Source organism: Exiguobacterium sp. s101, from assembly GCF_018617835.1.
Lineage (GTDB): Bacteria > Bacillota > Bacilli > Exiguobacteriales > Exiguobacteriaceae > Exiguobacterium > Exiguobacterium marinum.
The window spans coordinates 19,122-41,967 of the sequence record NZ_JACSKX010000017.1; the positions used below are offsets into that span (position 1 = coordinate 19,122).

General features: G+C 45.8%; 26 protein-coding genes. 18 read left to right on the forward strand and 8 right to left on the reverse strand.

The window, feature by feature from the left end; all coding sequences use genetic code 11:
• Nucleotides 1-77: 77 nt before the first annotated feature.
• Entirely contained in the window at nucleotides 78-1,343 is a 1,266-nt protein-coding gene (locus KNO76_RS12530; RefSeq protein WP_214885760.1) for a BaiN/RdsA family NAD(P)/FAD-dependent oxidoreductase, read from the reverse strand.
• Nucleotides 1,344-1,487: 144 nt separating this feature from the next.
• Here KNO76_RS12530 and KNO76_RS12535 point away from each other — a divergent pair, with 144 nt between their 5' ends.
• Both KNO76_RS12535 and KNO76_RS12540 read left to right on the forward strand, forming a co-directional pair.
• Nucleotides 1,488-3,185, forward strand: coding sequence for a putative polysaccharide biosynthesis protein (locus KNO76_RS12535; protein WP_214885762.1), 1,698 nt, complete (start codon nucleotides 1,488-1,490; stop codon nucleotides 3,183-3,185).
• Nucleotides 3,185-3,895 carry a pseudouridine synthase gene (locus KNO76_RS12540; RefSeq protein ID WP_214885764.1) on the forward strand — a complete coding sequence of 237 codons (711 nt, stop codon included), beginning with the start codon at nucleotides 3,185-3,187 and terminating at the stop codon, nucleotides 3,893-3,895. Before KNO76_RS12535 ends, KNO76_RS12540 begins: the two co-directional genes overlap by 1 nt.
• A gap of 104 nt (nucleotides 3,896-3,999) precedes the next feature.
• Here KNO76_RS12540 and KNO76_RS12545 read toward each other — a convergent pair whose 3' ends face one another.
• Nucleotides 4,000-4,221, reverse strand: coding sequence for a DeoR family transcriptional regulator (locus KNO76_RS12545; RefSeq protein WP_026825552.1), 222 nt, complete (start codon nucleotides 4,219-4,221; stop codon nucleotides 4,000-4,002).
• A 308-nt stretch (nucleotides 4,222-4,529) separates the two neighbouring features.
• Here KNO76_RS12545 and pepV point away from each other — a divergent pair, with 308 nt between their 5' ends.
• Genes pepV through KNO76_RS12575 form a run of 6 tightly spaced genes read left to right on the forward strand, consistent with a single transcriptional unit; the run spans nucleotide 4,530 to nucleotide 11,540 of the window.
• Complete coding sequence (pepV, locus tag KNO76_RS12550; RefSeq protein ID WP_214885766.1) at nucleotides 4,530-5,915, forward strand: dipeptidase PepV; 1,386 nt, start codon at nucleotides 4,530-4,532, stop codon at nucleotides 5,913-5,915.
• A gap of 59 nt (nucleotides 5,916-5,974) precedes the next feature.
• A complete protein-coding gene (locus KNO76_RS12555) occupies nucleotides 5,975-7,120 on the forward strand; it encodes an MFS transporter (RefSeq protein WP_214885768.1) in 1,146 nt (381 codons plus the stop codon).
• Nucleotides 7,121-7,125: 5 nt separating this feature from the next.
• On the forward strand, nucleotides 7,126-7,701 hold the full coding sequence (gene thpR / locus KNO76_RS12560) for an RNA 2',3'-cyclic phosphodiesterase (protein WP_214885770.1): 576 nt from the start codon (nucleotides 7,126-7,128) through the stop codon (nucleotides 7,699-7,701).
• Nucleotides 7,671-8,510: an NERD domain-containing protein gene (locus tag KNO76_RS12565; RefSeq protein WP_214885772.1), complete on the forward strand. Its 840-nt coding sequence runs from the start codon at nucleotides 7,671-7,673 to the stop codon at nucleotides 8,508-8,510. The genes thpR and KNO76_RS12565 overlap by 31 nt, the downstream gene beginning before the upstream one ends.
• Before the next feature lie 19 nt (nucleotides 8,511-8,529).
• The gene (gene pulA, locus KNO76_RS12570; RefSeq protein ID WP_214885773.1) at nucleotides 8,530-10,695 is read left to right on the forward strand and encodes a type I pullulanase; all 2,166 of its coding nucleotides are present in this window, start codon (nucleotides 8,530-8,532) and stop codon (nucleotides 10,693-10,695) included.
• 44 nt (nucleotides 10,696-10,739) lie between these two features.
• Entirely contained in the window at nucleotides 10,740-11,540 is an 801-nt protein-coding gene (locus KNO76_RS12575; protein ID WP_235181831.1) for a phosphotransferase family protein, read from the forward strand.
• Nucleotides 11,541-11,575: 35 nt separating this feature from the next.
• Here KNO76_RS12575 and KNO76_RS14300 read toward each other — a convergent pair whose 3' ends face one another.
• Nucleotides 11,576-11,686, reverse strand: a complete 111-nt coding sequence (locus tag KNO76_RS14300; RefSeq protein WP_407636718.1) for a cytochrome bd oxidase small subunit CydS — start codon at nucleotides 11,684-11,686, stop codon at nucleotides 11,576-11,578.
• A gap of 138 nt (nucleotides 11,687-11,824) precedes the next feature.
• Between KNO76_RS14300 and trmB the strand changes: the two genes are divergently transcribed.
• Entirely contained in the window at nucleotides 11,825-12,472 is a 648-nt protein-coding gene (gene trmB / locus KNO76_RS12580) for a tRNA (guanosine(46)-N7)-methyltransferase TrmB (RefSeq protein ID WP_214699245.1), read from the forward strand.
• A 105-nt stretch (nucleotides 12,473-12,577) separates the two neighbouring features.
• Nucleotides 12,578-13,087 (forward strand): hypothetical protein, encoded by a 510-nt coding sequence (locus tag KNO76_RS12585; protein ID WP_251128004.1) that lies wholly within the window; start codon nucleotides 12,578-12,580, stop codon nucleotides 13,085-13,087.
• A gap of 43 nt (nucleotides 13,088-13,130) precedes the next feature.
• Here KNO76_RS12585 and dhaM read toward each other — a convergent pair whose 3' ends face one another.
• The 4 genes from dhaM to KNO76_RS12605 form a co-directional block, all read right to left on the reverse strand.
• Nucleotides 13,131-13,496 (reverse strand): dihydroxyacetone kinase phosphoryl donor subunit DhaM, encoded by a 366-nt coding sequence (dhaM, locus tag KNO76_RS12590; protein WP_353047887.1) that lies wholly within the window; start codon nucleotides 13,494-13,496, stop codon nucleotides 13,131-13,133.
• Nucleotides 13,492-14,082 (reverse strand): dihydroxyacetone kinase subunit DhaL, encoded by a 591-nt coding sequence (dhaL, locus tag KNO76_RS12595; protein WP_214885775.1) that lies wholly within the window; start codon nucleotides 14,080-14,082, stop codon nucleotides 13,492-13,494. Before dhaL ends, dhaM begins: the two co-directional genes overlap by 5 nt.
• 19 nt (nucleotides 14,083-14,101) lie before the next feature.
• Entirely contained in the window at nucleotides 14,102-15,079 is a 978-nt protein-coding gene (gene dhaK, locus KNO76_RS12600) for a dihydroxyacetone kinase subunit DhaK (RefSeq protein WP_214885776.1), read from the reverse strand.
• Nucleotides 15,080-15,182: 103 nt separating this feature from the next.
• Nucleotides 15,183-15,485, reverse strand: coding sequence for a PepSY domain-containing protein (locus KNO76_RS12605; RefSeq protein WP_012726763.1), 303 nt, complete (start codon nucleotides 15,483-15,485; stop codon nucleotides 15,183-15,185).
• A 138-nt stretch (nucleotides 15,486-15,623) separates the two neighbouring features.
• On the opposite strand from KNO76_RS12605, the gene KNO76_RS12610 reads away from it, so the two are divergent.
• Both KNO76_RS12610 and KNO76_RS12615 read left to right on the forward strand, forming a co-directional pair.
• Complete coding sequence (locus tag KNO76_RS12610; RefSeq protein WP_214885777.1) at nucleotides 15,624-16,697, forward strand: M42 family metallopeptidase; 1,074 nt, start codon at nucleotides 15,624-15,626, stop codon at nucleotides 16,695-16,697.
• A 152-nt stretch (nucleotides 16,698-16,849) separates the two neighbouring features.
• Nucleotides 16,850-17,866, forward strand: coding sequence for a PTS sugar transporter subunit IIC (locus tag KNO76_RS12615; RefSeq protein WP_214703491.1), 1,017 nt, complete (start codon nucleotides 16,850-16,852; stop codon nucleotides 17,864-17,866).
• A 36-nt stretch (nucleotides 17,867-17,902) separates the two neighbouring features.
• Here the strand turns inward: KNO76_RS12615 and KNO76_RS12620 are convergent, their stop codons facing one another.
• Entirely contained in the window at nucleotides 17,903-18,235 is a 333-nt protein-coding gene (locus KNO76_RS12620; protein WP_214885779.1) for a hypothetical protein, read from the reverse strand.
• A gap of 116 nt (nucleotides 18,236-18,351) precedes the next feature.
• On the opposite strand from KNO76_RS12620, the gene KNO76_RS12625 reads away from it, so the two are divergent.
• The 6 genes from KNO76_RS12625 to KNO76_RS12650 all read left to right on the forward strand — a co-directional run bounded on the left by KNO76_RS12625 (nucleotide 18,352) and on the right by KNO76_RS12650 (nucleotide 22,840).
• The gene (locus tag KNO76_RS12625; protein ID WP_214885781.1) at nucleotides 18,352-18,663 is read left to right on the forward strand and encodes a thioredoxin family protein; all 312 of its coding nucleotides are present in this window, start codon (nucleotides 18,352-18,354) and stop codon (nucleotides 18,661-18,663) included.
• Nucleotides 18,664-18,669: 6 nt separating this feature from the next.
• Nucleotides 18,670-19,464 carry a DUF1444 family protein gene (locus KNO76_RS12630; RefSeq protein WP_214885783.1) on the forward strand — a complete coding sequence of 265 codons (795 nt, stop codon included), beginning with the start codon at nucleotides 18,670-18,672 and terminating at the stop codon, nucleotides 19,462-19,464.
• A 54-nt stretch (nucleotides 19,465-19,518) separates the two neighbouring features.
• Nucleotides 19,519-20,133, forward strand: a complete 615-nt coding sequence (gene ytpR, locus KNO76_RS12635) for a YtpR family tRNA-binding protein (RefSeq protein ID WP_214885794.1) — start codon at nucleotides 19,519-19,521, stop codon at nucleotides 20,131-20,133.
• A gap of 54 nt (nucleotides 20,134-20,187) precedes the next feature.
• Nucleotides 20,188-20,895, forward strand: a complete 708-nt coding sequence (locus KNO76_RS12640) for a hypothetical protein (RefSeq protein WP_214885784.1) — start codon at nucleotides 20,188-20,190, stop codon at nucleotides 20,893-20,895.
• An 85-nt stretch (nucleotides 20,896-20,980) separates the two neighbouring features.
• Nucleotides 20,981-22,288: a UDP-N-acetylmuramate--L-alanine ligase gene (gene murC, locus KNO76_RS12645; RefSeq protein ID WP_026825571.1), complete on the forward strand. Its 1,308-nt coding sequence runs from the start codon at nucleotides 20,981-20,983 to the stop codon at nucleotides 22,286-22,288.
• Nucleotides 22,289-22,387: 99 nt separating this feature from the next.
• Complete coding sequence (locus KNO76_RS12650) at nucleotides 22,388-22,840, forward strand: Dps family protein (protein ID WP_026825572.1); 453 nt, start codon at nucleotides 22,388-22,390, stop codon at nucleotides 22,838-22,840.
• The last annotated feature ends 6 nt before the right edge of the window (nucleotides 22,841-22,846 follow it).

The window sequence follows — 22,846 nt, forward strand, 5'->3', positions numbered from 1 at the left end:
GCTTGACCCTGGCTCGTTCAGGGATCAAGCCTTTTGGTTGTTTTTAAGGGGGCTCGTCACGCAACGAACTTATACCCTTATCGCTCTGTAGCCAGTTCGGCTGCGTGCGATCCGGCGCAATGACCTGTCGTGAAAGCGGCCGTGATATTGTAGCCACCCGTATATCCATGGATGTCGAGTACTTCTCCTGCGAAGAAGAGACCCGGTGCCTTCTTCGACATCATCGTCTGTGGCGCAATTTCTTTGACCGATACGCCACCACCTGTGACAAACGCCTTATCAAAGTCAAGCGTACCGATGGCGTGCATCTCGAACAGTTTCAAACGCGATGCGAAGTCGATGACGGATTGCTTCTTCAACTGACTCGCGTCTTCTTCGCCAAATGTGAGCTCTTCTAGCAACAAGTCAAGTAGTCGCTCGGGGATGTAGCCTTTCCACACGTTTTTAACGGCACGCTTCGGTTGGTTCTGAACTTGATTCCATAGCTCGTGGACGAGCTCATCTCGTGACGTGTCAGGGAAGAAGTCAATTGAAAGGAGAACGACTTGTTCTTTGCTACGCTTTCGTTCTTTGATCGTGTATTGGCTACAACGGAGAGCGATTGGACCTGAAATTCCAAAATGGGTAAAAATCATGTCGCCCTGGTGCGTCTTGATGGCCTTCCCTTTTTTACCGTGTACCGTCAACGCGACGTCACGTAACGATAAGCCTTGAAGTTGTTTCGTTCCGATGAACGAATCGTTCAATTTTATTGGCACCTCTGTCGGGAAAAGTTCGGTGATTGTATGACCGGCCTTTTGTGCCCATGGATAACCGTCCCCGGTCGAACCGGTGTGTGGGACGGACTGTCCGCCGACCGCGACGACACATGCTTTTGCTTCAAGCATCTCGCCATCCATCAATTCGACAGCGTAAAACTCATTTTCTTCATTAAAATGCAGTGTTTTGACTTCGGCTTTTTTTCGAATCTCGACACCGAGGTCTTCAATCGCCCGAAGTAACGTGTTGACGACATCCTGTGCTTTATCCGTCACAGGGAACATGCGCCCATTGTCTTCCTCTTTCAGCGGAATGCCGAATCCTGTGAACAGGTCGATGATGGATTGATTGTCGAACTGGGCGAGGGCGCTATATAAAAAGCGACCATTCCCTGGAATGAATTGAATCAATTCATCGATTGGTTTTCGGTTCGTGACGTTACAGCGTCCTCCACCTGATATGGCCAATTTTCGACCGAGCTTGGATCCTTTATCGATCAACAAGGTCGAAGCACCACTTTTCGCCGCTGCATACGTTGCCATGAGACCGCTTGGGCCTCCACCGATGACGATGACATCTTTCATAGGTAATCTCCTCATTTCTTCATCTATATGATTAGTAAAATTATCGTAACTTTATTATCCGTAACAGTAAGAGTATAATGAGAAGCGGTTGTTTTGTAAAACCGAACTCATTTGAATAGTTGATTTTATAGATGGAGGTGCCTCATGTCATCAAGCGCCAAACAAGATTCCGGAAGAGCCTCCTTCGTCAAAGGAACGCTTCTTTTATCGGCGGGAAACTTGACTTCCCGAATGCTAGGACTGTTGTACACGTTCCCGTTCCAAGCGATGGTCGGGATAGCCGGAGTGACGTTATATCAAGCGGCATATACGTATTACGCAATCATGATCTCGATATCGACGGCAGGTATTCCCGTTGCTGTTTCAAAATTTATCGCCAAATATAATGCGTTAGGAGAGTACGGGACAAGTCAACGATTGTTCCGTCAAGGAATGAAGCTGATGCTTGCGACCGGTGTCGTCGCTTTTTTATTACTCTTTTTTGCGGCACCATGGTTATCCGAGCTGATGGTTCGAAATTCAGAAAACAATCAGCAGTACATTGAGTCGCTCACACTCGTGACGCGAAGCGTCAGTTTTGCGTTACTGCTCATTCCGGCAATGAGTATGGTGCGTGGTTATTTCCAGGGTCATCAAGACATGGCGCCGACGGCAATTTCACAGGTCGTTGAACAAATCGTGCGCATCTTGTTCCTACTTAGTGGAACGATGCTCGTCTTATTCGTCTTTGCAGACTCTGAATTCATTCGTCCGATTGCCAATGCTCTCGGTGGGACGCAGTCGGTCGAAACGACTGAACTGAACGGATTAAAAGTCATTGCGGTCACGATTGCGACGTTCAGTGCGTTCATCGGTGCAATCGGTAGTTTTGCCGTGCTCATCATGTATTGGAAACGGCGAAAAGACATTCATCGCCAGACAGAGAATCCGGCGGGCACACCCGTCCGTTCGATGAAGTCGTTGTTGCTCGAATTGCTCAGCTACTCCATTCCAATCGTGATGGTCGGGGTATCGACCCCTCTCTATCAATTGATTGATCAGCTGACGATGGTCAATACGTTACTCAGCTCAGGGGCGACGGTTTCGGAAGCGACGTCGGCTTATGGATTCTTGACCGGAAACGCGCATAAAATTGTCTTGATTCCTGTATCTGTTGCAGCGAGTGTCTCGATGGCGACGATTCCACTCGTGACCCGCTCATTCACGACAGGGGACATGCAAAAGGTGCGGAATCAAGTGAACCACATTTTTCAAGTCTCGTTCTTCGTAACGATTCCTGCTGTCATCGGTCTCGTTGCCCTTGCGGAGCCATTGTTTGGTACGTTGTTCCCGGGTGACCGTGAAGGATGGGTGTATTTGTTCCACTATGCACCGAGTGCTTTCTTCTTGGCCTATTATTCGGTCGCGGCTGCGATTTTGCAGGGAATCAATCGTCAATATTTCACCATTTTTGCTACATCGATGGGTCTTTTGACGAAACTTGCGTTGAACGTTCCGCTCGTCTACTGGCTCGGTGGAATTGGTGCGGGATATGCGACAATTTTAGGGTACATCGTTGCGATTGTTCTCATGGTATGGATGATTCAACGGACCCTCCAGTTTCCTTATGAGCAATTGCTTCGACGAACCATCTTGATGTTCTTGATGGGGGCGGCGATGTTTGCGGCTGTGTATCTGTCACTTCTTATCACCTTGAATGAAGAAGCGAGTTGGGGGAACGACATCTTTGCGACTGTCGTTGGAGTGACCATCGGGATTCTCGTATACGGTTACCTCGGTTGGCGGAGCCACCTTGCAGGAAAATTATTAGGGAAACGCTTTGAATATCGGAGGAAAAAGTAATGCGAATTGATAAGTTGTTAGCGAACATGGGATACGGTTCACGAAAAGATGTAAAGATTCTATTGAAACAAGGTGCGGTAAGAGTGGATGATGCACCTGTGAAAGATGCCAAACGGCACGTCGACCCAACATCTGAGAAAGTCACGGTGCTTGGGGAAGTGGTCGAATATCGTCCATATATCTACTTCATAATGAACAAGTCGGAAGGAGTCGTCAGCGCGACGGAAGATCGGGTCGAGACGACAGTCATCGACTTGATTGATCCCGAGTATGCCCATTATGACCTCTTCCCGGTCGGACGGCTCGATAAAGATACGACAGGGCTTCTCCTCATCACAAACGATGGTGCATTCAATCATGCGCTCATGTCACCTCGCAAGCACGTTGACAAGGTGTATATCGCTGATGTCGATGGAGAAATGACGGCAGAGGACATCAAGACGTTTGCGAACGGCGTTGAGTTAGAGGATGGGTATACGACAAAGCCGGCTCGTCTCGAGATTCTGAGCCGGAGCGAACGTCGCTCTGTCATTCGTCTGACATTGTCTGAGGGGAAATATCACCAAGTGAAACGAATGGTCGCGGCGGTCGGAAAACATGTCGAGCGATTGGAGCGTGTTCAAATCGGCGCGCTAGAACTCGATGAATCGCTTGAACTCGGGGCATATCGTGAGTTGACGGAAGAAGAAGTTCAATTGTTTCTTCAATAATTAATAATTAAAGAGGTGAGAGAGAATCTGTCCGATGGGACGGATTCTCTTTTTCATAAAAAAGAGACCTGGATGCCAGGTCTCTTGAATCTACATATACTTTTTCAATTTGCCGTCTTGAGTGTACGTTTAGACGACGTCCACGTGCCCCGGCTAGGACTCTTCACAAGGTTATTGTACTCAAGCACGTTCAAATCACGTTGCACCGTACGGGACGTGATGCCGAACTCTTCTACTAGTTCTGAAGTGGTAACGGATTCCCTTTCATTGATGAACAAATAAATGGACTTGATGCGTGTTAACATCCGATCTGTTGAGCCTTTCATTGGATAACCTCCCAATGTGTAGAATAATGTTAAACCATACCTACAGACGACAAAATGAAATATAAAATTGTTATTTTCTAAAATTACACCTTTAGTATACCGCTCTCGTGGGAAAATGCAAGTAGAAAGAACGAACAATTTGATTGTAAATATTTGATTATGAACGTAAATGTCGAATGAAGAATGTTATTTTAGATTAAAAATAAGGTTAAACACGAACGAAAAAAACTTTTCTAAATGAATGTTCGTCTTTCATACATTTGGATATACTAGTAAGGGAGAGAACATTCGCAAAAGGGGAGATGAACATGAATTGGAGACAAGAAGTCGACAATCGTAAAGATGCATTTTTGGATGATTTAAAAGGATTATTACAAATCCCTAGTGTGCTCGATGAATCGAAAGCCGCACCGAACATGCCGTTTGGACCAGAGGTTCGAAAGGCACTCGATTACATGTTTGATATGGGTGAGCGTGACGGATTCAGAACGAAGGATGTCGGCGGTTTCGCAGGACATTTAGAGTATGGAGATGGCGAGGAAATCGTCGGGATCTTGTGTCATCTTGATGTGGTTCCTGCAGGTGAAGGATGGACGTATGGTGCATTCAATCCGACGATCACAGACGGAAAAATTGTTGCCCGTGGAAGCAATGATGATAAAGGGCCATCGATGGCCGCTTATTACGGTTTACGCATCGTCAAAGAACTCGGTTTACCGCTCTCTAAGCGAGTCCGCTTAATTGCAGGTTGTGATGAGGAAAGTGAGTGGCGCTGCGTTCGTGAATACTTCAAGCAAGAACAGATGCCAACGTACGGTTTCGCACCAGATGCTGACTTCCCGATTATCAATGCGGAGAAAGGATTGTATGACGGCGTATTGACGCAACTTCCGATTCAGCGCGTATCAGAATCTGCATATCATCTTATTTCGTTCTCAAGTGGGGAGCGGCCGAATATGGTCCCGGACTTTGCGAAAGCTGAATTGAAGACAGACGAGGTACTTGAAGAGAAATTCGAAGCTTATTTAGCGAAGTATGAAGCAGATGGGACGTGTATCTCCGACCGTGGAACCTATACGTTCACGATGAAGGGGAAAGCAGCGCATGCGATGGAGCCGGATAACGGGATCAATGCCGCTTACGTCCTTGCCGGATTTTTATTGCACCTTCCGCTCGACATTCAAGGGGAGCGCTACATCGAACTCGTTCGTCATGTATTCGCAGACTCGCGCGGCATTTCTCTCGGGATTGAAGCGAGCGATGAGACGGGCGATTTGACAATCAACGGAGGCGTGTTCCGCTACAGTGAAGAAGAACGCACAGCAACGGTCAACATTCGCTATCCATATACGGCGAAATTTGAAGAACGTTTACAAAACCTTCGCGAAATCGCCTTGTCCCTTGGGTTCGAGTTGAAGACGCGACAACATATGCCACCTCATCATGTCGCAGAAGATCATCCACTCGTGAAGACATTGGCAGGCGTGTACGAGCGTCAAACGGGTGAGCATGCGAATTTGATGGCAATCGGAGGCGGAACGTACGCGCGTTCACTCGAAGCCGGGGTCGCGTTCGGAGCATTATTCCCAGGAGCTAAAGATGTGGCACATCAGGTCGATGAATATATGGAGATAGAAGATTTATTACGTGCTGCAGCCATCTATGCTGAAGCAATCTACGAGCTCGCTAAATAAGAAACAAGGAGAGCTGGCAAGTATAGTCGGCTCTCTGTCCTTTAGGAAGGAAGTTATCATTGGATTCGCAAAAGAGATTGTTTCAGTCAGTGTACGTCGCGATTTTCTTCGCACAAGGGGCGTTAATCCCTTACATGGCCTTGTATTTTTCGCAAACTAAATTTGGACTGACACCGAGTCAGGTCGGAATCATCGTCGCTATCTTACCGATTCTCTCGATCGGGGTACAACCGCTTTGGGGCATGTTGACCGATCGTACAGGTCGGGTTCGGTCTTGGCTCATTCTCGCGATGGTAAGTGCCGCCCTTATTTCGTTCACCTTTTTAGTTGCGACCTCATACGTTTGGATTATCGTGCTCATGGTGATTTGGTCGGTGTTCCAATGTGCCCATATTCCACTCGTGGACATGATGACGCTCGATTATACGACGCGCTCAAAAGTCGATTATGGTGCAATTCGTCTATATGGGTCGGCCGGTTTCGCTATCGCTGTATTTGCTATGGGTCGAATTTCTGACACGACATGGGGACTAGCTAGTACGTTCGTCTTAAGTGCGATTCTTCTCCTCATCGGAAGTGTGTTCGTCCGAATGATTCCGGAGAAACGCTCGGTTCGTGACGTGACCCCCGTCTCATGGACGGCCGTGTGGAACAAGTATTTTGTGTTTTTCTTACTTGGTGGGATGCTCGTTTTCGGACCAATCTATGCGAACAACTATTACTTTGGGCTGTATGTGACAAGTAGTGGGGGTTCGACGACGTTAGTCGGAACATTATTCCTCGTTGCGGTGCTGTTTGAGATCCCGTTCATGAAAGTGGCTTCTCAGCTTATGGAACGTTACGGAAGTGTCAGTGTGTTGGTTGGTGCAGCCATCATCTCGACTGTGCGGAACGGGATACTCGCTTTAGAACCACCGATTTGGGTCGTATGGCTCCTCGCCATCGCGCAAGGTCTCGTCGTCGGGCTTTTAATTCCGGTCGCGCTTCAGTTCGTTCGGACGCTCGTCGACCGGCAAGTTTCCTCGACGGCAATCGGAGTATACATGGCATTGACATCAGGACTTGCCACGGCAGGATTTAATATGTTGAGTGGTAAAATTATTGAACTCGATGACATTTTAGGAGTGTTTTGGATGTATACGATCGTTACGGCACTCGGGGCATTGATTTGGATTGGGATGTCACGTCGCGCTACGAAAGGATGATCAAAATGAGTACGCATTATTTTATTGCGATTCCCATTGAGTCGACCGAACTAATTAATGTACAGCGTGCTATTTTGCCTTATTATTCGTATCGGCGTATTTATCGACCGGACGAATTTCATATGACGATTCAATTTTTAGGATACGTAGACGGAGAAGAACTGGATGAAGTGAAAGAAATCACACGTAGAATCTGTGAAGATACGCTACCGTTCACGTTGACGTTCCGTTCCATCGACCATTTCGGTAGACCCGATCGTCCACGCGTTCTGACAATCGTGCCGGATGATTCGGAGCCCCTTCAGCGGTTGGCGCACGAACTCCGTAAAGAACTTGTCGACGTGATCCCAAGATTGGATCGAAAGGCGTTTGTCCCTCATGTGACGCTCGCAAAAAAATGGGATGCCGGGGAACGCGTTCCCTACGTGTCACCCGATTTTCAAGTGACTGAATCTGTAGAAGAAGTGATTCTGTATGAAGTACAGCCGCATCATACACCTGCCTATCGGGCAATAGAAGTATTTCCGTTAAGACGGCCAGAGGAGGAAATATGGCAATCCCGGTTAAAGTTTTTGACGTAATTTCAAAATATGAACGTGATGTATTAGACCAATACAATCGCTATCTGGAGTATGTGGACTCCGATACGGCACGTCTACAGCGCCTTCATGAGAACAATCGCCTAAGCCCGGTCGAAGTGCTCGAAATCGACCGACCATGGTGGAAGTTTTGGGCGAAGACAGAGCGAATCGAATTGGAGCCAAAACCGCTCTCTGAATCACAATATCAAAAGATGTTACGGAAACGACGACACATTCAAAAACTTCAATTTGCCTGTGAAGGTGTACTCGAAGCTGATTTGCCGCATTTGGCATTTACTCGAGACTTTGCCTATCGGATGATGCGCTCCGAGTGGAATGAACGACACTTCTTCTTGTATCGCCCAGTCATCGAATGGAGCGGTGCGAGCGTAGAATTAAGTCATATCATTGTTGGCCCAACGCATCTCTATGTCGTGGAATGGCTCGAAGGAGACCGAAGTATCTATCACATATCAAAAGAGAAGACATGGGTTCATCAACCGTTGAAAGGGGAAAATACTCGTGTAGTGAACCCGCTCATCGCATTAACAAGAACGGAAGAACTTGTTCGACAGATTTTACCGAACTATGCGGGGGTATTGCACAAAGTCGTCGTTGCGACAGATGGGTACTTCGATAACGTTCCAAACGTTCGATCGACACATTATGTGGGACAGAATGAGTATACAGAATGGATGAAACAAGTGAACGGGCGCGCGCCGATTGTTAAAGCGCAGCAAATTCGGGATGTCGCTACCTTATTAGAGGTGACAGCCAAGATGCCGTTTCGCCAATTTATGGATCAGTGATTGAGAGGAAGGGAAGCATATGCATCATACACCAGATCAAAAGACCGCCTCGCATGTAAGCATCGAGAGTGCGTCTTTCGTATCGTTTGAGACCATACAACTAGAGATTGTGCGCGAATATGAATCCGTTCCAGTACAAATCGAACAGAATGGACGCCCGATCGACTATCTCGTCGAGCAACAGTTTGTGACGGAATCCGGAAAAATCGAACAAATCCTTCGTTTAAACGAACCAATCTCTTTAGAAATGTTGTACACCGTCTGCCATCCGGGTCATAAGACGACGGTTGTCGTACCACGAGAAATCGTCCGATCAGAGGAATTCGAACGTCGTTTCTCATATGATGGTCCACTCGGCGTATCGTTTACGCCGCACGGAATGGAAGTGACGGTATGGTCTCCGGTTGCTTTATCCATGTGGATTACAGTGCATGATGATACGAATCACAGAGAAATTGAGCGATTTCACATGAACCGCGGCGCACGCGGGGAATGGAGTGGTGAAATACCACAAGCGTTCCAAGGTATGTTTTATCGCTTAGAAGTAAAAACACCGGTCGATACGAGGCAAGTCGTCGATCCTTATGCGCGAGCCGTCAGTTTGAACGGTGAGTATGGCGTACTACAAGATGTCTCACGATTTGTCAATAAACAGGTCGAACGAGCCGCGCGCCCCCCTTTATGGAAGGCAACGGATGCCGTCATCTATGAACTGCACATCCGGGATTTTACAAGCCATCCTTCATCGATGAGTCAATTGAAAGGACTATACGGTGGGGTATCTGAAAAAGGAGTTCGGACGAAAGAAGGGAATAGTGCCGGACTCGACTATTTAAAAGAACTTGGCGTGACCCATGTCCAGTTGTTACCCGTCCATGATTTTGGAAGCGTCGATGAAGCGACGCGTATGCCGTACAATTGGGGATACGACCCGATTCATTGGTTCAGTTTAGAAGGAAGTTATGCCTCAAGACCGGATGTGCCGATGAGTCGTGTGTTCGAATATGCGACACTCGTCTCTGACTTGCATCAAGCTGGTCTTCGAGTCGTTACAGACGTCGTGATGAATCATATTTATATTCGAGAACAATCCCCACTCGAAGCGCTCGTACCATACTATTATTTTAGATACGAGCATGATGGCACAGTTGCAAATGGGACCGGTGTCGGGAATGACACGGCGTCAGAACGCTATATGATGCGACGGATGATTGTCGACTTCGTGACCTATTTCGCGACAACGTATCAAGTCGATGGATTCCGCTTTGACTTGATGGGTATTCATGATGTGGAGACGATGAATCAAGTGCGGGCAGCTCTCGATAAAATCGATCCATCCATCCTTGTTTATGGAGAAGGATGGGACTTGGCCACACCGCTCGGTCAGTCATTAAAGGCAACATCACAAAATGCTGCTCAGATGCCCCGAGTTGGACATTTTAATGACATGATTCGAGATGCGCTGAAAGGTTCGACTTTCAATGACCGGGAACGTGGATTTATTTCTGGAAATGAGTGGAGGGAGTGGGAGCTACGTGAATGTCTCACCGGTGCCGTCCATATTCCGAACGTGACGGTTGGACGCTTTCCGAGCCCGACATACTCCATCAACTATGCCGAAGCCCATGATAATTACACGATTTTTGATAAATTGAAATTGTCATGCGAAGAAATCGATGAAGCGACTCGCCTCGCCATGCAACGTTTGGCTAATGCGGTGGTCATCACGTCTCAAGGGATTCCGTTTATTCACGCTGGTCAAGAATTCGGACGTACGAAGCAAGGTGTAGAAAATAGCTATAACTCACCGGACCATATCAATCACTTTGATTGGGATTTACGTGATACGCGAGTCAACGAAATCGAGTATGTGAAGACGCTCCTGAAGCTGCGGCGACTCCATACGTGTTTCCGCTATGATTCGCGTCAAGAAATAATCGATCACTTTACTTTTCTTCCTTCACCGCCTGGTGTCATCATTTATGAATTGACGGCCGGTCATTCGTATGATGCGTGGCAACGGGTACGGGTATATGTAAATGGGACGTTTGAAAATCTATCGTTCACGAGCGATGCGAAATGGAATGTTTATGTTCAAGGTGAAACGGCCAGTCTCGTCCCGCTCGTACGAAACCCTGAAAACATTCAAGTCAAGTCGTTGTCAATGACGATTCTCGCATGTTAAGATGTTGATTGTATCTCTTTAATTTCAAGTAAGATTTGAGCGTGATGAATATGTATTCAGATATAGTCGGTGCGCTCGGTAAAGAGTGGACAGTCGCTTCAGCCGGAGGAATTACCGGAGAAGCGTATGTAGCGACGACGCGCCAACAGAAGATTTTTGTGAAACGGAATTCTTCTCCGTTCTTGGCGATTCTTTCAGCAGAAGGAATTGTTCCAAAACTTCTTTGGACAAAACGAATGTTTAACGGGGATGTGTTAAGTGCCCAACAGTTTATTGAAGGTCGTGAACTTTCGCCAGACGATATGAAGCGACCAGATGTCGCGGCACAGCTCGGAAAGATTCATGATTCGAAAGAGCTATTATTCATGTTACAACAATTAAATCACACACCAGTGACGCCGCACTTATTGCTCCGTCAGTGTGAAGCATATGAACAAGATGAGACGGACCCGACGATTGGAGAGGCTGTACAATGGTTAAAGCACCATTTGCCAAAAGTCGATGAGCAAGAGTTCGTCGTGTGTCATTCCGACTTAAACCATAATAATTGGATTGAAGATGAGAGCGGTCTTCTCTACCTAACAGATTGGGATGATGCCATCATCGCGGACCGCGCGTTTGATTTGGCGATGGTTGTCTACAGTTATGTCGATGAAACGGAATGGGAGCGTTGGTTTTCGCATTATGGAGTATGTGTCTCGAACAAGCTTCATAATCGTATGCATTGGTATGCGATCGCCCAAACGATTTTGACGATTTATGGGGAAGAGAACGATTCTGCGCGAACAGAAGGCTTTCATGTGTTACGTGAGTTGATGGACGAGGCGTATGAGCGAATTAACTAAAAGGGATGGCTGAGCGCCACCCCTTTTTGAATGTGTTAAATGTCGTCTGGATTCATGAAGAAAGCCCAAACGAACGTTGCGATGACACCAGCGAAAAACGTGAGTGGAGCTGCGTAAAAAATTAGGAATTGATCTAATGTACTCATCTTATATAACCTCCTTGTGAAGGATGATTCACGTTCATTAAACTATGATTTCGTGTATAATCGCAAGAGGACTGCTCGTTCGAAACGTGCATCCCCCCATTAAACTTGAACATTTGATGAACGAAAGGTAGGATTTTCATGCGTTTAAGACATAAGCCTTGGGCAAAAGAATATATGGAAGCCCAAGAACACGTATTTATTCAACACCCTGATCAGTTGAAAGGAAAGTGGGAAACCGAGTTCGGGAATGACCACCCTCTCTTTATTGAAGTTGGTTCAGGCAAAGGACAATTCATTTTAGGGATGGCAAACCAACATCCGGATGTGAACTTCATCGCAATTGAATTATTTGAGAGTGTAGCCGTCTCAATCGTTCAAAAATTAGTCGAATCACCGATGCCGAACGTGAGAGTTTTGACGGTCGATGCGAAGCATCTCACCGACTATTTTGAAGCGGGCGAAGTCGATCGAGTATACTTAAACTTCTCGGATCCATGGCCAAAAACGCGCCATGCGAAACGTCGCTTAACGTATAAGACGTTTTTAGCGACATATGAGGCGATTCTTCCGAAAGCAGGAGAGATTCATTTTAAGACGGACAACCGTGGACTGTTTGAATATTCGCTTCAAAGCATGAGCCAATACGGAATGTTCTTCACAGATATTTCACTTGATTTACACGTGAGTGAACCAGAAGATAATATTCGAACAGAGTATGAAGAGCGTTTCAGTGCGCTCGGTCAACCTATCTATCGTATGGAAGCCGTCTTTCGTCCGAAAAATTGACACGCTTTTTTCTTATTTTAATAGTATTTTCTTCACACTTTTTTCTTTCTTCTTGGTACAATAAGAATGACGCTAAACTGGAATAAAAGAAGGGGGAACATGGGGATGTTGAAAAAAGCATGGGCAAGCCTGTTTGCAGTAATCTTCATTCTAACAATCGCACCAATGAATACCTCAGCGAATGAAGCGTTCTTGGACGCACTCGAAGAGGATTTGAAAGCGACGCATTACGACTATAAAGAAGGAACGGCTGAAATCATCAAAGAAGAGACACTTCGCCATTCAAATGGGAATGAAGTGATTGCGGCTGTTGTAGAACTCGATACGATTCGTGATGGCATCTTCATCACTCGTAAAACGGAGTATCATTACTTTGATGCGACAGACAACAAAATCCTTTCATCAGCAGACCTCGTAGAAGTTGAAGGAGCAGCTGAATTCGCAGATACGAACATCGACATGCTCGGTCAACAAATTGTCTACTGGTTGCCAGTATTGGTATTGCTTCTATTGATTGCGATTCCAGCACTTATTTTGTTCTTGGTCGTACCACGTTTCTATTCAACTAGTCCATATATGAATCCTGTATATGAAAAGAATGACAACCCACGTTAACACATAAAAGCACCCCGTTCTCATGAACGGGGTGCTTTTATGTTTACTGTTGTTTCAATTGTTCTACGATGTCAGACAATGACATGTCGTTTCCTGAGGAGACGGATGCGATGAAGGCGCTCTCGACAATCGGACCGTCGAAAAATGCGACTTCTTTGTCTCCTTCGTACATGTCGATTGCGAGTTCAGCATTCATCGTAGCCGAGCCGATATCACTGAGGAGAAGTGCTTCTCCTTTGACATCGTTCAGTGCTGTCAAAATGCGATTGACGTCCGTTCCGATTGCCCCGTCTTCGAGACCTCCGGCTAAATGAATAGGGACAACCGGCGCCATCTCCTTCATGAGATCTTGAATACCTTCCGCAATTTTAGAGCTGTGTGAGACGATAATCAGTTCAACGATGTCAATCGACCTCCTTCATGATGGCGGCTAACAGGATTGAACTTGAGAGGGCGCCAGGGTCGACCGTCCCCCGTGAGTTTTCGCCAAAATATGAGGCTCTGCCTTTTGTTGCCACCATATCTTCTGTTTTTTGTACGAGTTCGTCTAATTGCTGTTTGTAGTCGTTCCCTTGCTTTACATGCTCAAGGAATGGATCCCAAACATCAACCATCGTTTTTTGACCGACCTCAGACTTTCCTCGTGCTTTAATTGAATTCGAACCTTCTTGGAGTGCTTCTATGAGCAAGTTGAAATCAGCTGCAGTCGCATCTCCGAACTTGGTAGCCATCTTCACAAAAGCGGAACCATACAGCGGTCCGGCAGCGCCACCTACTTTCGACATAAGCGTCATACCAACTTTTTTACTTATCGCTCCGAGAGAGTCATAATCTTCGTCTAGAATGGAAGAGACAGCATCGAACCCACGAGACATATTGATCCCATGATCGCCGTCACCGATAGCACGGTCTAAATCTGTCAACGTGTCTTTTTGTTCTTCGATTCCAATTTGTGTGTCGCGTAACGCCTGCTTCATCCGTTCAATCGTCAACATAAACCAAACACCCCATTCATCAAATTTTAAATCCAAGTGCCGCAGATGGGGCATCTAAATAGGACGTCATCTCATCATCGAGCGGTAATAATGTAATCGAGAAACCATGCATCTCAAGTGACGTCATATAGTTGCCGACGTATTTTCGTTTCAAAGTATATCCAGCGGCTTCAAGTTTTTCTGCAACGAAGTGATACGTCACGTATAACTCAGATAGTGGAGTTCCGCCCATCCCGTTCACCATGACAGCGACTTCGCCAGGTTCGACTTCTTTTTTCAAATGACTGAGTAAATCATCGACGATTTGGTCGACATCGCTCGTCGGTTTACGTTCGACACCACGCTCCCCGTGAATTCCAATCCCAATCTCCATCTCTTCCTCGTTCAAGTCGAAACCGGGCTTGGCGCTAACTGGCATATAACAAGGTTCTACAGCCATTCCCATCGAACGAACATGAGAGGCTACTTTTTCAGCAATTGCTTTGACTTCTTCGAGTGATTTCCCGCTTGCCGCAGCAGCGCCCGCGATTTTATGAACGAAGACAGTCCCGGCAACGCCTCGACGATCTTCTTTATTTGAAATGGCGACATCATCCGCGACAACGACGTGGACAACTTTGATGCCGTCCCCTTCGGCCAGTTCCGCAGCAAGTTCGAAGTTCATTACATCCCCCGAATAGTTTTTCACAATTAACAGGACGCCGTTTCCGCCATCGGCCGCTTTGATTCCTTCGAGTACCATGTCCGGAGTGGGGGATGTAAATACTTCCCCGCAAACTGCGGCATCGAGCATACCGTCCCCGACATATCCGGCGTGTGCCGGCTCGTGACCACTACCGCCACCAGAGACGAGTCCTACTTTTCCAGACTTAGCTCCACTGGCCCGACAGATGACATTGACATCGTCGACACGACCATACAATTCAGGATGGGCATGGACCATACCTTCTACCATTTGTGTTACGAGTTCACTTGCTTCACCGATTAGCTTTTTCACGCGAGATCACTCCTTTTTTAAATTGAAAACTACCATTTTCAATCTTCCACTCTTTCACTAGAACTAAACAAAAAACCGACGAATGATTCGTCGGTTTTTTTTGTCATGCATATTCGAGTAAAGCGCCAGTCTCAGAGTCGACTGTGAACTCGTAAGTTTTTTCTTCGTCGTTCTCAAGAACCGAAATTCCACCTTTGTAGACGTCGTATTCACGACCATCATATGTGTAAATCTCAGGTGATGCAGAAATCCATGCCCCTTGGACATGACCTTTAGCTGAGAAAGCACGTTTTGTGTACTCTAACGCGTTTTCTGCAGATAAGCTACGTTCATCTAAAGCTTTTTTCGTCATAAGTGCGGCAATGACGGCCACCCCGATTCCAATAAACCAATACCTTTTTTTCATATGACTACCTCCCCTTGAACTATGGCTATCATGTACATCGTACCAAAACCTGTACCCGAATGGAATGAAAAGCATTCGCATCCTATCAAAACTTTTGTATATAATGAGACAAGAACGGTTAGGAAAGGATGATAAAAGATGGATCAGAAGACGAGAGATTTATTTAAGACGTTAACAGAATTACCAGGTGCACCGGGGTTTGAGTCAGAAGTCCGTCAGTTTGTACGTGAACGGATCGAACCATATTCGGATGAAATTGTAACGGATGGCATCGGGTCGATTTTTGGGAAGCGTGTTGGAGACGAGACAGGCCCGAAAGTCATGGTAGCGGGTCACATGGATGAGGTTGCCTTCATGGTGACGCGCATCACTGAAAACGGAATGCTTTACATACAACCGCTCGGTGGATGGTGGAGTCAAGTGCTTATGGCACAACGGTTTGATATCATCACATCAAACGGTAAAATTCCGGGTGTCGTCGCTTCGACACCGCCTCATTTATTAGGTCCAGATGCGATGAGTAAGCCGATGGACATCAAGCAGATGTTTATCGATATCGGGGCGGATTCAAAAGAGGAAGCAGAGTCTTGGGGAGTACGTCCGGGTGTTCCTGCGGTGCCGACGAGCGCGTTCACACCACTTCATCACCCTAAAAAAATTATGGCGAAAGCATGGGATAACCGTTATGGTGTTGGTCTTGCTGTCGAACTACTAGAAGAAACGACAAAAGTCGATCATCCAAACATTTTGTTCTCTGGGGCCACGGTACAGGAAGAAGTGGGATTGCGTGGAGCGCAAACGGCATCTGAATTGATAGAGCCGGATGTGGCACTCGTTCTTGACGCATCACCGGCGAACGATGCATCGGGAAGCAAGACGGAGTTTGGGCAGCTCGGTGAGGGTGCCTTGATTCGAATCTTAGATCGGGTCATGGTCATGTCACCCGAAATGCGTGACTTCTTGCTCGATACTGCCTCAGACGAAAACATCAAGACACAGTATTTTGTCTCTCCAGGTGGTACCGATGCGGGTCGTGTGCACATGAGCGGTGAAGGTGTACCGACAGCCGTGATCGGTGTCGCATCACGTTATATTCATACACATGCCTCTATTCTTCATACAGATGACTACGATGCAGCGAAAGCGTTACTGAAAGCGTTGGTCAAACGACTTGACCGTTCGACGCTCGAAACGCTCCGTCCGTCTCGCTAAGTGCACGTGCGTTCACTCATGATTTTGAGTGAACGGTTTTTTTTATACGGCTGTTCTTGCTATTTCAGGTAAAAACTTTATACTAATAGAGGTGTTTATACATTATTTTTACTTATGACAAGACACCTGTAAAAGTGTAAGGAGGATGTCCCGTGTTAAAGAAAAAAGGAATTTCACTCAGCCCGTCTCTCTATTTTGTGACGGCACTAAGTTATATGGCACTTGGTTTATTCAGTACGTTGATTATCGGTCTGATCATGAAGACGATCGGGGGTCAACTCGATGGTACTGCACTCGCAGGAGTGAGCGGCACATTTATACAAATAGGTGAGGTGGCTATGAGTCTGACAGGTCCGGCCATCGGGATTGCGATTGCGTATGCTCTTGAGGCACCACCGCTTATTCTATTTTCAGCTCTCGTCGTTGGAGCGTTCGGATATGAATTTGGACCTGCGGGTAGTTACGTCGCCACAATTCTAGCCGTCGAATCTTCAAAACTCGTTTCAAAATCAACGAAGTTGGATATTTTAGTGACGCCGTTTACGACAATTGCAGTCGGATTCTTCACCGCGACGTACATTGGGAAATATGTCGGAATGTTCATGACACAGCTCGGAAGTTGGATTGAATGGGGAACGGAGCAGCAACCGTTATTCATGGGTATCGTTGTAGCAACATTGATGGGGGTAGCCTTGACCGCCCCGATTTCAAGTGCAGCCATCGCACTGATGCTCGGTTTAAATGGCGTTGCAGCGGGTGCTGCGACAGTTGGCTGTGCCGCTCAAATGATTGGATTTGCCATCACGAGTTATCGAGATAATGGAGTTGGTGGAGCACTTGCTCAAGGGATTGGAACCTCGATGCTTCAAGTTGGGAACATCGTGAAAAACCCTTGGATTCTTCTTCCCCCAACATTAGCCGGGGCTGTACTGGCACCCATCGCGATTCTGTTATTTGAATTGGAAAGTGTAGCTGCAGGGGCAGGCATGGGAACAAGTGGACTCGTAGGTCCAATCGTCATGCTCGAAACGATGGGGTTTAGTTGGTACACGTTGATTGTCGTTCTTGGTTTCTTAATTGTCGGACCAGCCTTGTTGAGTTACGCGATCTATGCAGTATTGCGGAGGACCGGAAGAATTCAACCGAATGATTTAAAGATTGATTATTAAAAAAGAGCATCGTTTCAACGAAACGATGCTCTTTTTTCATCCAATCCCGAACCACATTTTAACCGACTCTACCGTTTCCCGAGGGACACGAAAGCTAATAAGGAATAGCGTGAGGACAATCACGTAGATTGGAAGTAGAAAACGTTTTCGTACGATTGGCAAACGTCGGACCAGTTGTTTTAACCATTTTTCGAGAACATAAATGATGGCGAACCCGGCAACGAGCCAAATTAAAATTTCCAATCTCGTTTTATCGGTGTCAATAAATAAATATCCGTATCGCAAAATGGCAAGCATTCCGAAAACACCGACCATTTGTTCAAGGGGGTGTTTCATTTCAGGATTTAATTTTGTACGCGTTAACTTCATTTGATTTCACCTGTTTCAACTAGTTTCGGTTTTGATTATAACAAACAGGAGAGCAGAATGTGCGACTTGACTTATGCTATTATAAGTGAGGAAAACACGGACAGGAGTGGTCAATTATGAAACAATTATCAACAACGACAGAATATATGGAAGCAAAAGAATCGAAAAGCATTTTCATGTTCTCAGCAAAATGGTGTGGGGATTGCCGATTCCTCGACCCATTCATGCCAGACATCGAGAAAAAGTTCGAGACATGGACGTTTTATTATGTAGACCGTGACGAGTTTATGGAACTTGCGCAAGAACTTGATATTTTCGGGATCCCAAGCTTTGTTGCGTTTCAGAACGGCAAAGAAATCGATCGATATGTCGGTCGAGAACGAAAGACACCCGAACAGGTCGAAGATTTCTTGAACGGGTTAGGGTGAGGATATATGGAACGGAATGAGTTGAGACGTTATTTAGAATTAAACTTCAAAGCGGATTATCGTACTTCTTATGACCGTGAGAATGAAGTGTTGCGCGTCGAAAGAAGGTCAGATCGCTTCGGTGTGAATATTCGTCTCGCACCAATTGTGGCAAAAGCAAAAACTCGTGGAAAAGTGGCGGTCGATGAGGTAATCGAATATATCGAATCGGCGATGAAGGCAGATGATCAAATCTCACTCTCAGGAAATATGGATGTTATTTATCCAGTTATTCGTTCGAACTCGTTCGCGAAAACCACAAAAAATGGAGAGTCTCTTGTGTTCACTCCGCATACGGCAGAAACTGCTATCTTCTATGCGTTGGATCGAGGGAACGGCTATCGATTGATTGAAGAAAGGCACCTTTCGGAAGATTTGGACGCCTCATTAATTGAACGAACAGCTCGAGAGAATATTAAAAAATTGCCGACTGAGATGAAGCAAGATGAGGTCGCAGGTAATCCATTCTACTTTCTTTCTACCCGAGATGGGTACGAAGCGTCTCGTATTTTAAATGATGACTTTCTTCGGATGATGGAGCGTCGGGTTGAAGGGGATATGCTCGTTGGTGTTCCGCACCAAGATGTGATGATCATAGCGGATATACGAAATGATCAAGGATATGATGCGATGCAACAACTGATGTTTGATTTCTTCACAAATGGTCGTATCCCAGTGACTGCACTTGCCTTTCATTATGAAGCAGGGCAACTTGAACCGATTTTTATTGTCGGAAAAAAGACCCCGCCATCGAACACATAATCTGATAAAATAAGTGAGATGAGTTTGAAAGAAGGGACGTATGAACGTATGCAAATGAATGTGTTTTATAACCGAGAAGGAATCGGCGATGTACTCATGGTGTTGTTAAAAGAAGGAGAACGCCACCATCAATCTGTCGAGCGGGTGAGAGATGTCGCCATTATCAAATCCGTAGACGGAGAAGTAAATGGGTATAATCTATTCGAAGCAAGTCAACATTTTGACGTCTCGGAGTGGAATGGTCCGGTTGATTTGACAGCCGAATTGGTTGAACAATTGCGTGCCGTCTTGAGCGATAATGGCATCGAGGAGGACTTCTCTTGGGTAGATGTGACACCTAAGTTCGTCATAGGCTATGTCGAAAGCGCGGAAAAGCATCCGGATGCCGACAAATTATCGATATGCCAAGTACAAATCGATCAGGGCACTGTGCAAATCGTGTGTGGTGCACCGAATGTAGCGATAGGACAGAAAGTGGTCGTAGCGAAACCCGGTGCAGTCATGCCGACAGGGTTAATTATCCGACCATCCGCACTCCGTGGAGAGAGTTCGCACGGGATGATTTGTTCTGCCCGTGAATTAAACCTTCCGAATCCTCCACAGGAAAAAGGAATTTTAGTGTTAGATGACGAATATGAAGTAGGTACAGCATTTGAAATCGGTCGCTAAACTCGACCGATTTTTTGTTAAATATGGATTGAGCGAAAAAGCGAGGAATCAAGTATGGATGCATATGAACGTTCAATGAAACGACAAGCAGAACGAATTAAAAGAGAGCTATCGAAAGAAGGACAGACAGTATCTCATCCACCTAAGGTAGAGGTCACCGATGAACTTGTCCCCACAGACGTCCCATCGCCAATTTACGGGTATGCGCGCCCAAAGCCGAAGATTGTACTTCCAGCCGAACATTCTCCTGAGACGAGAGAGGCGATTGAGACGATTATGGAATCCGAGCCATCACAATCAGCAGATTCGACCCGGGATGTAGCGTGTGAGTCTAAAGTTGAGCATCACTTGAGTGAAGAACAGACCGAATCGATTTCCGAGGAAATGATTGTTGAAGAAAAATCAATACTTGGTGAAGTCTCTATAACGGATAACGGTTTTTCTTCAGTCTTTATGCAATCAACAGATTTATCCCATTCGAATAAAGAAACAATCGTGGAAGTTTTACATGATGTTGCAACACATGACAATTTAAATATCGACGGCTCTGCAGAGAAGGTCGGACCATCAATTGAACAGATTGCAGAGAGATTACAAACACCATCTGAGCAACAAGAACTACCAACGAATACAGATTTGACACCTGCAGTTCAAGTATCGTTCAAAGCTGATCAACCCCCTGTAAATGTAATGATGACGCCAAAAGATCGCATGGCCATGTATCGTAACCGACGACTTGCACAAAAAAACAATAATCTGTAATAGCATGACTTCATGAGTTTTGCTATAATGACAAAGGTTTGTCGCATTTTGACGAGCCGCAATGAATTAGGGGGGCTATTTACAGATGAACCGTTATCACTTCGTCGGAATTAAAGGAACGGGCATGAGTCCTTTAGCTCAAATTTTATTTGATATGAACAATGAAGTCCGTGGATCGGACGTTGAAAAAGCATTTTTTACAGAAGAAGCATTGAAACGAAAAGGGATTGAAATTTTGCCATTCGATCCTGAAAATATTTCTGAAGACCAAATCATCGTACAAGGAAATGCGTTCAGTGATGATCACCCAGAAATCGTCCGAGCACGCGAACTTGGCTTGACGATTTATAAGTATTATGAATTTTTAGGTGAACTCGCTGACCATTATACAAGTGTGGCGATTACAGGATCGCACGGTAAAACGTCAACAACCGGTTTACTCGCACACGTAATGCGTGGCATCGAGCCGACATCATTTTTAATCGGTGACGGAACGGGCGAAGGTGTTGCAGGTTCAAAGAATTTTGTATTCGAAGCTTGTGAATATAAGCGTCATTTCTTATACTATCGTCCAGACTATGCCATTATGACGAATATCGACTTTGATCATTCGGACTATTTTTCTGGTCTAAACGATGTCATCGATGCGTTCCAAGAAATGGCGAAGCAAGTGAAGAAAGGAATCATTGCCTGTGGTGATGACGAGAATCTTCAACAAATTCAAGCAAACGTTCCACTCGTCTATTATGGATTTGGGGATCATAACGATTTTCGTGTAGAAAATGTTGATTCGACTGAAAACGGAACAACATTTGATGTCTTCTTACGCGATGATTTTTATGGGACGTTCCGCATTCCTGGATACGGAGATCATAGTGTGCTGAATGCACTTGCAGTCATTGCGACATGTGACTATGAGAACTTATCGAAAGAGTTAGTGAAAGAGCGCCTTGAAACATTCAACGGTGTGAAACGTCGGTTTAGTGAATCGGTGTTGAATGATCAAGTGCTCGTCGATGACTATGCGCATCATCCGCGTGAAATTAGTGCGACGATTGAAGCAGCACGCAAAAAGTATGGGGAACGAGAAGTCGTGGCGATTTTCCAACCGCATACGTACACGCGCTTAAAATCATTCATGGATGATTTTGCAACGGCATTGGCTGAAGCAGATACAGTATATCTTTGTGATATTTTCGGTTCAGCACGTGAACAAGAAGGAACCGTCACAATCGAGGACCTTCAGTCACGAATCGAGGGTGCACATATTTTAAAGCGTGGCGGAACGAGCGTCTTACGTGATCATAATGAAGCAGTGCTACTATTCATGGGTGCGGGCGACATTCAAACGTATCAACGTGAATATGAAGAAGTTGTGAAACTTGAAGCATGAGATTGAGGGGGAGACGAATGTTTCTCCTTTTTTATGTTTAGCTATTCAAAATCTCGGTAATAGTAGTATCGATTGAATTATGCAAAGGAGATGTTTTGAATGGCTAGTCAAGGTGCACTCAATACGTTAAACAAAGAAGTGGCGAACTATGGGCTGTTATTTGTGAAGCTCCATAATTATCATTGGTATATCAATGGTCCTCACTTCTTTACGTATCATGAGAAACTAGAAGAGCTCTACAACCTAGTGGCAGAGCTTTACGATGACGTAGCAGAGCGACTTCTCATGAACGACGGGGAACCGTTTGCGACGATGAAAGAGTATTTAGAACACTCAACGCTAAAAGAGGGCGATCGTCACGCTGAAACAGAACAGATGATCAAAGACATCATCAACGACTTCAAACAAATCCGTCAAGAGATGCAGGATTCGATGGAGAAATTTGAAGATGGAGATGAAGCGATTGAAGATACATTCGTTTCTCATATTGAACGACTCGAAAAAGAGATTTGGATGATGTCTGCCGCACTCGGCAAAAAAACGAAGCTGTAACATAAA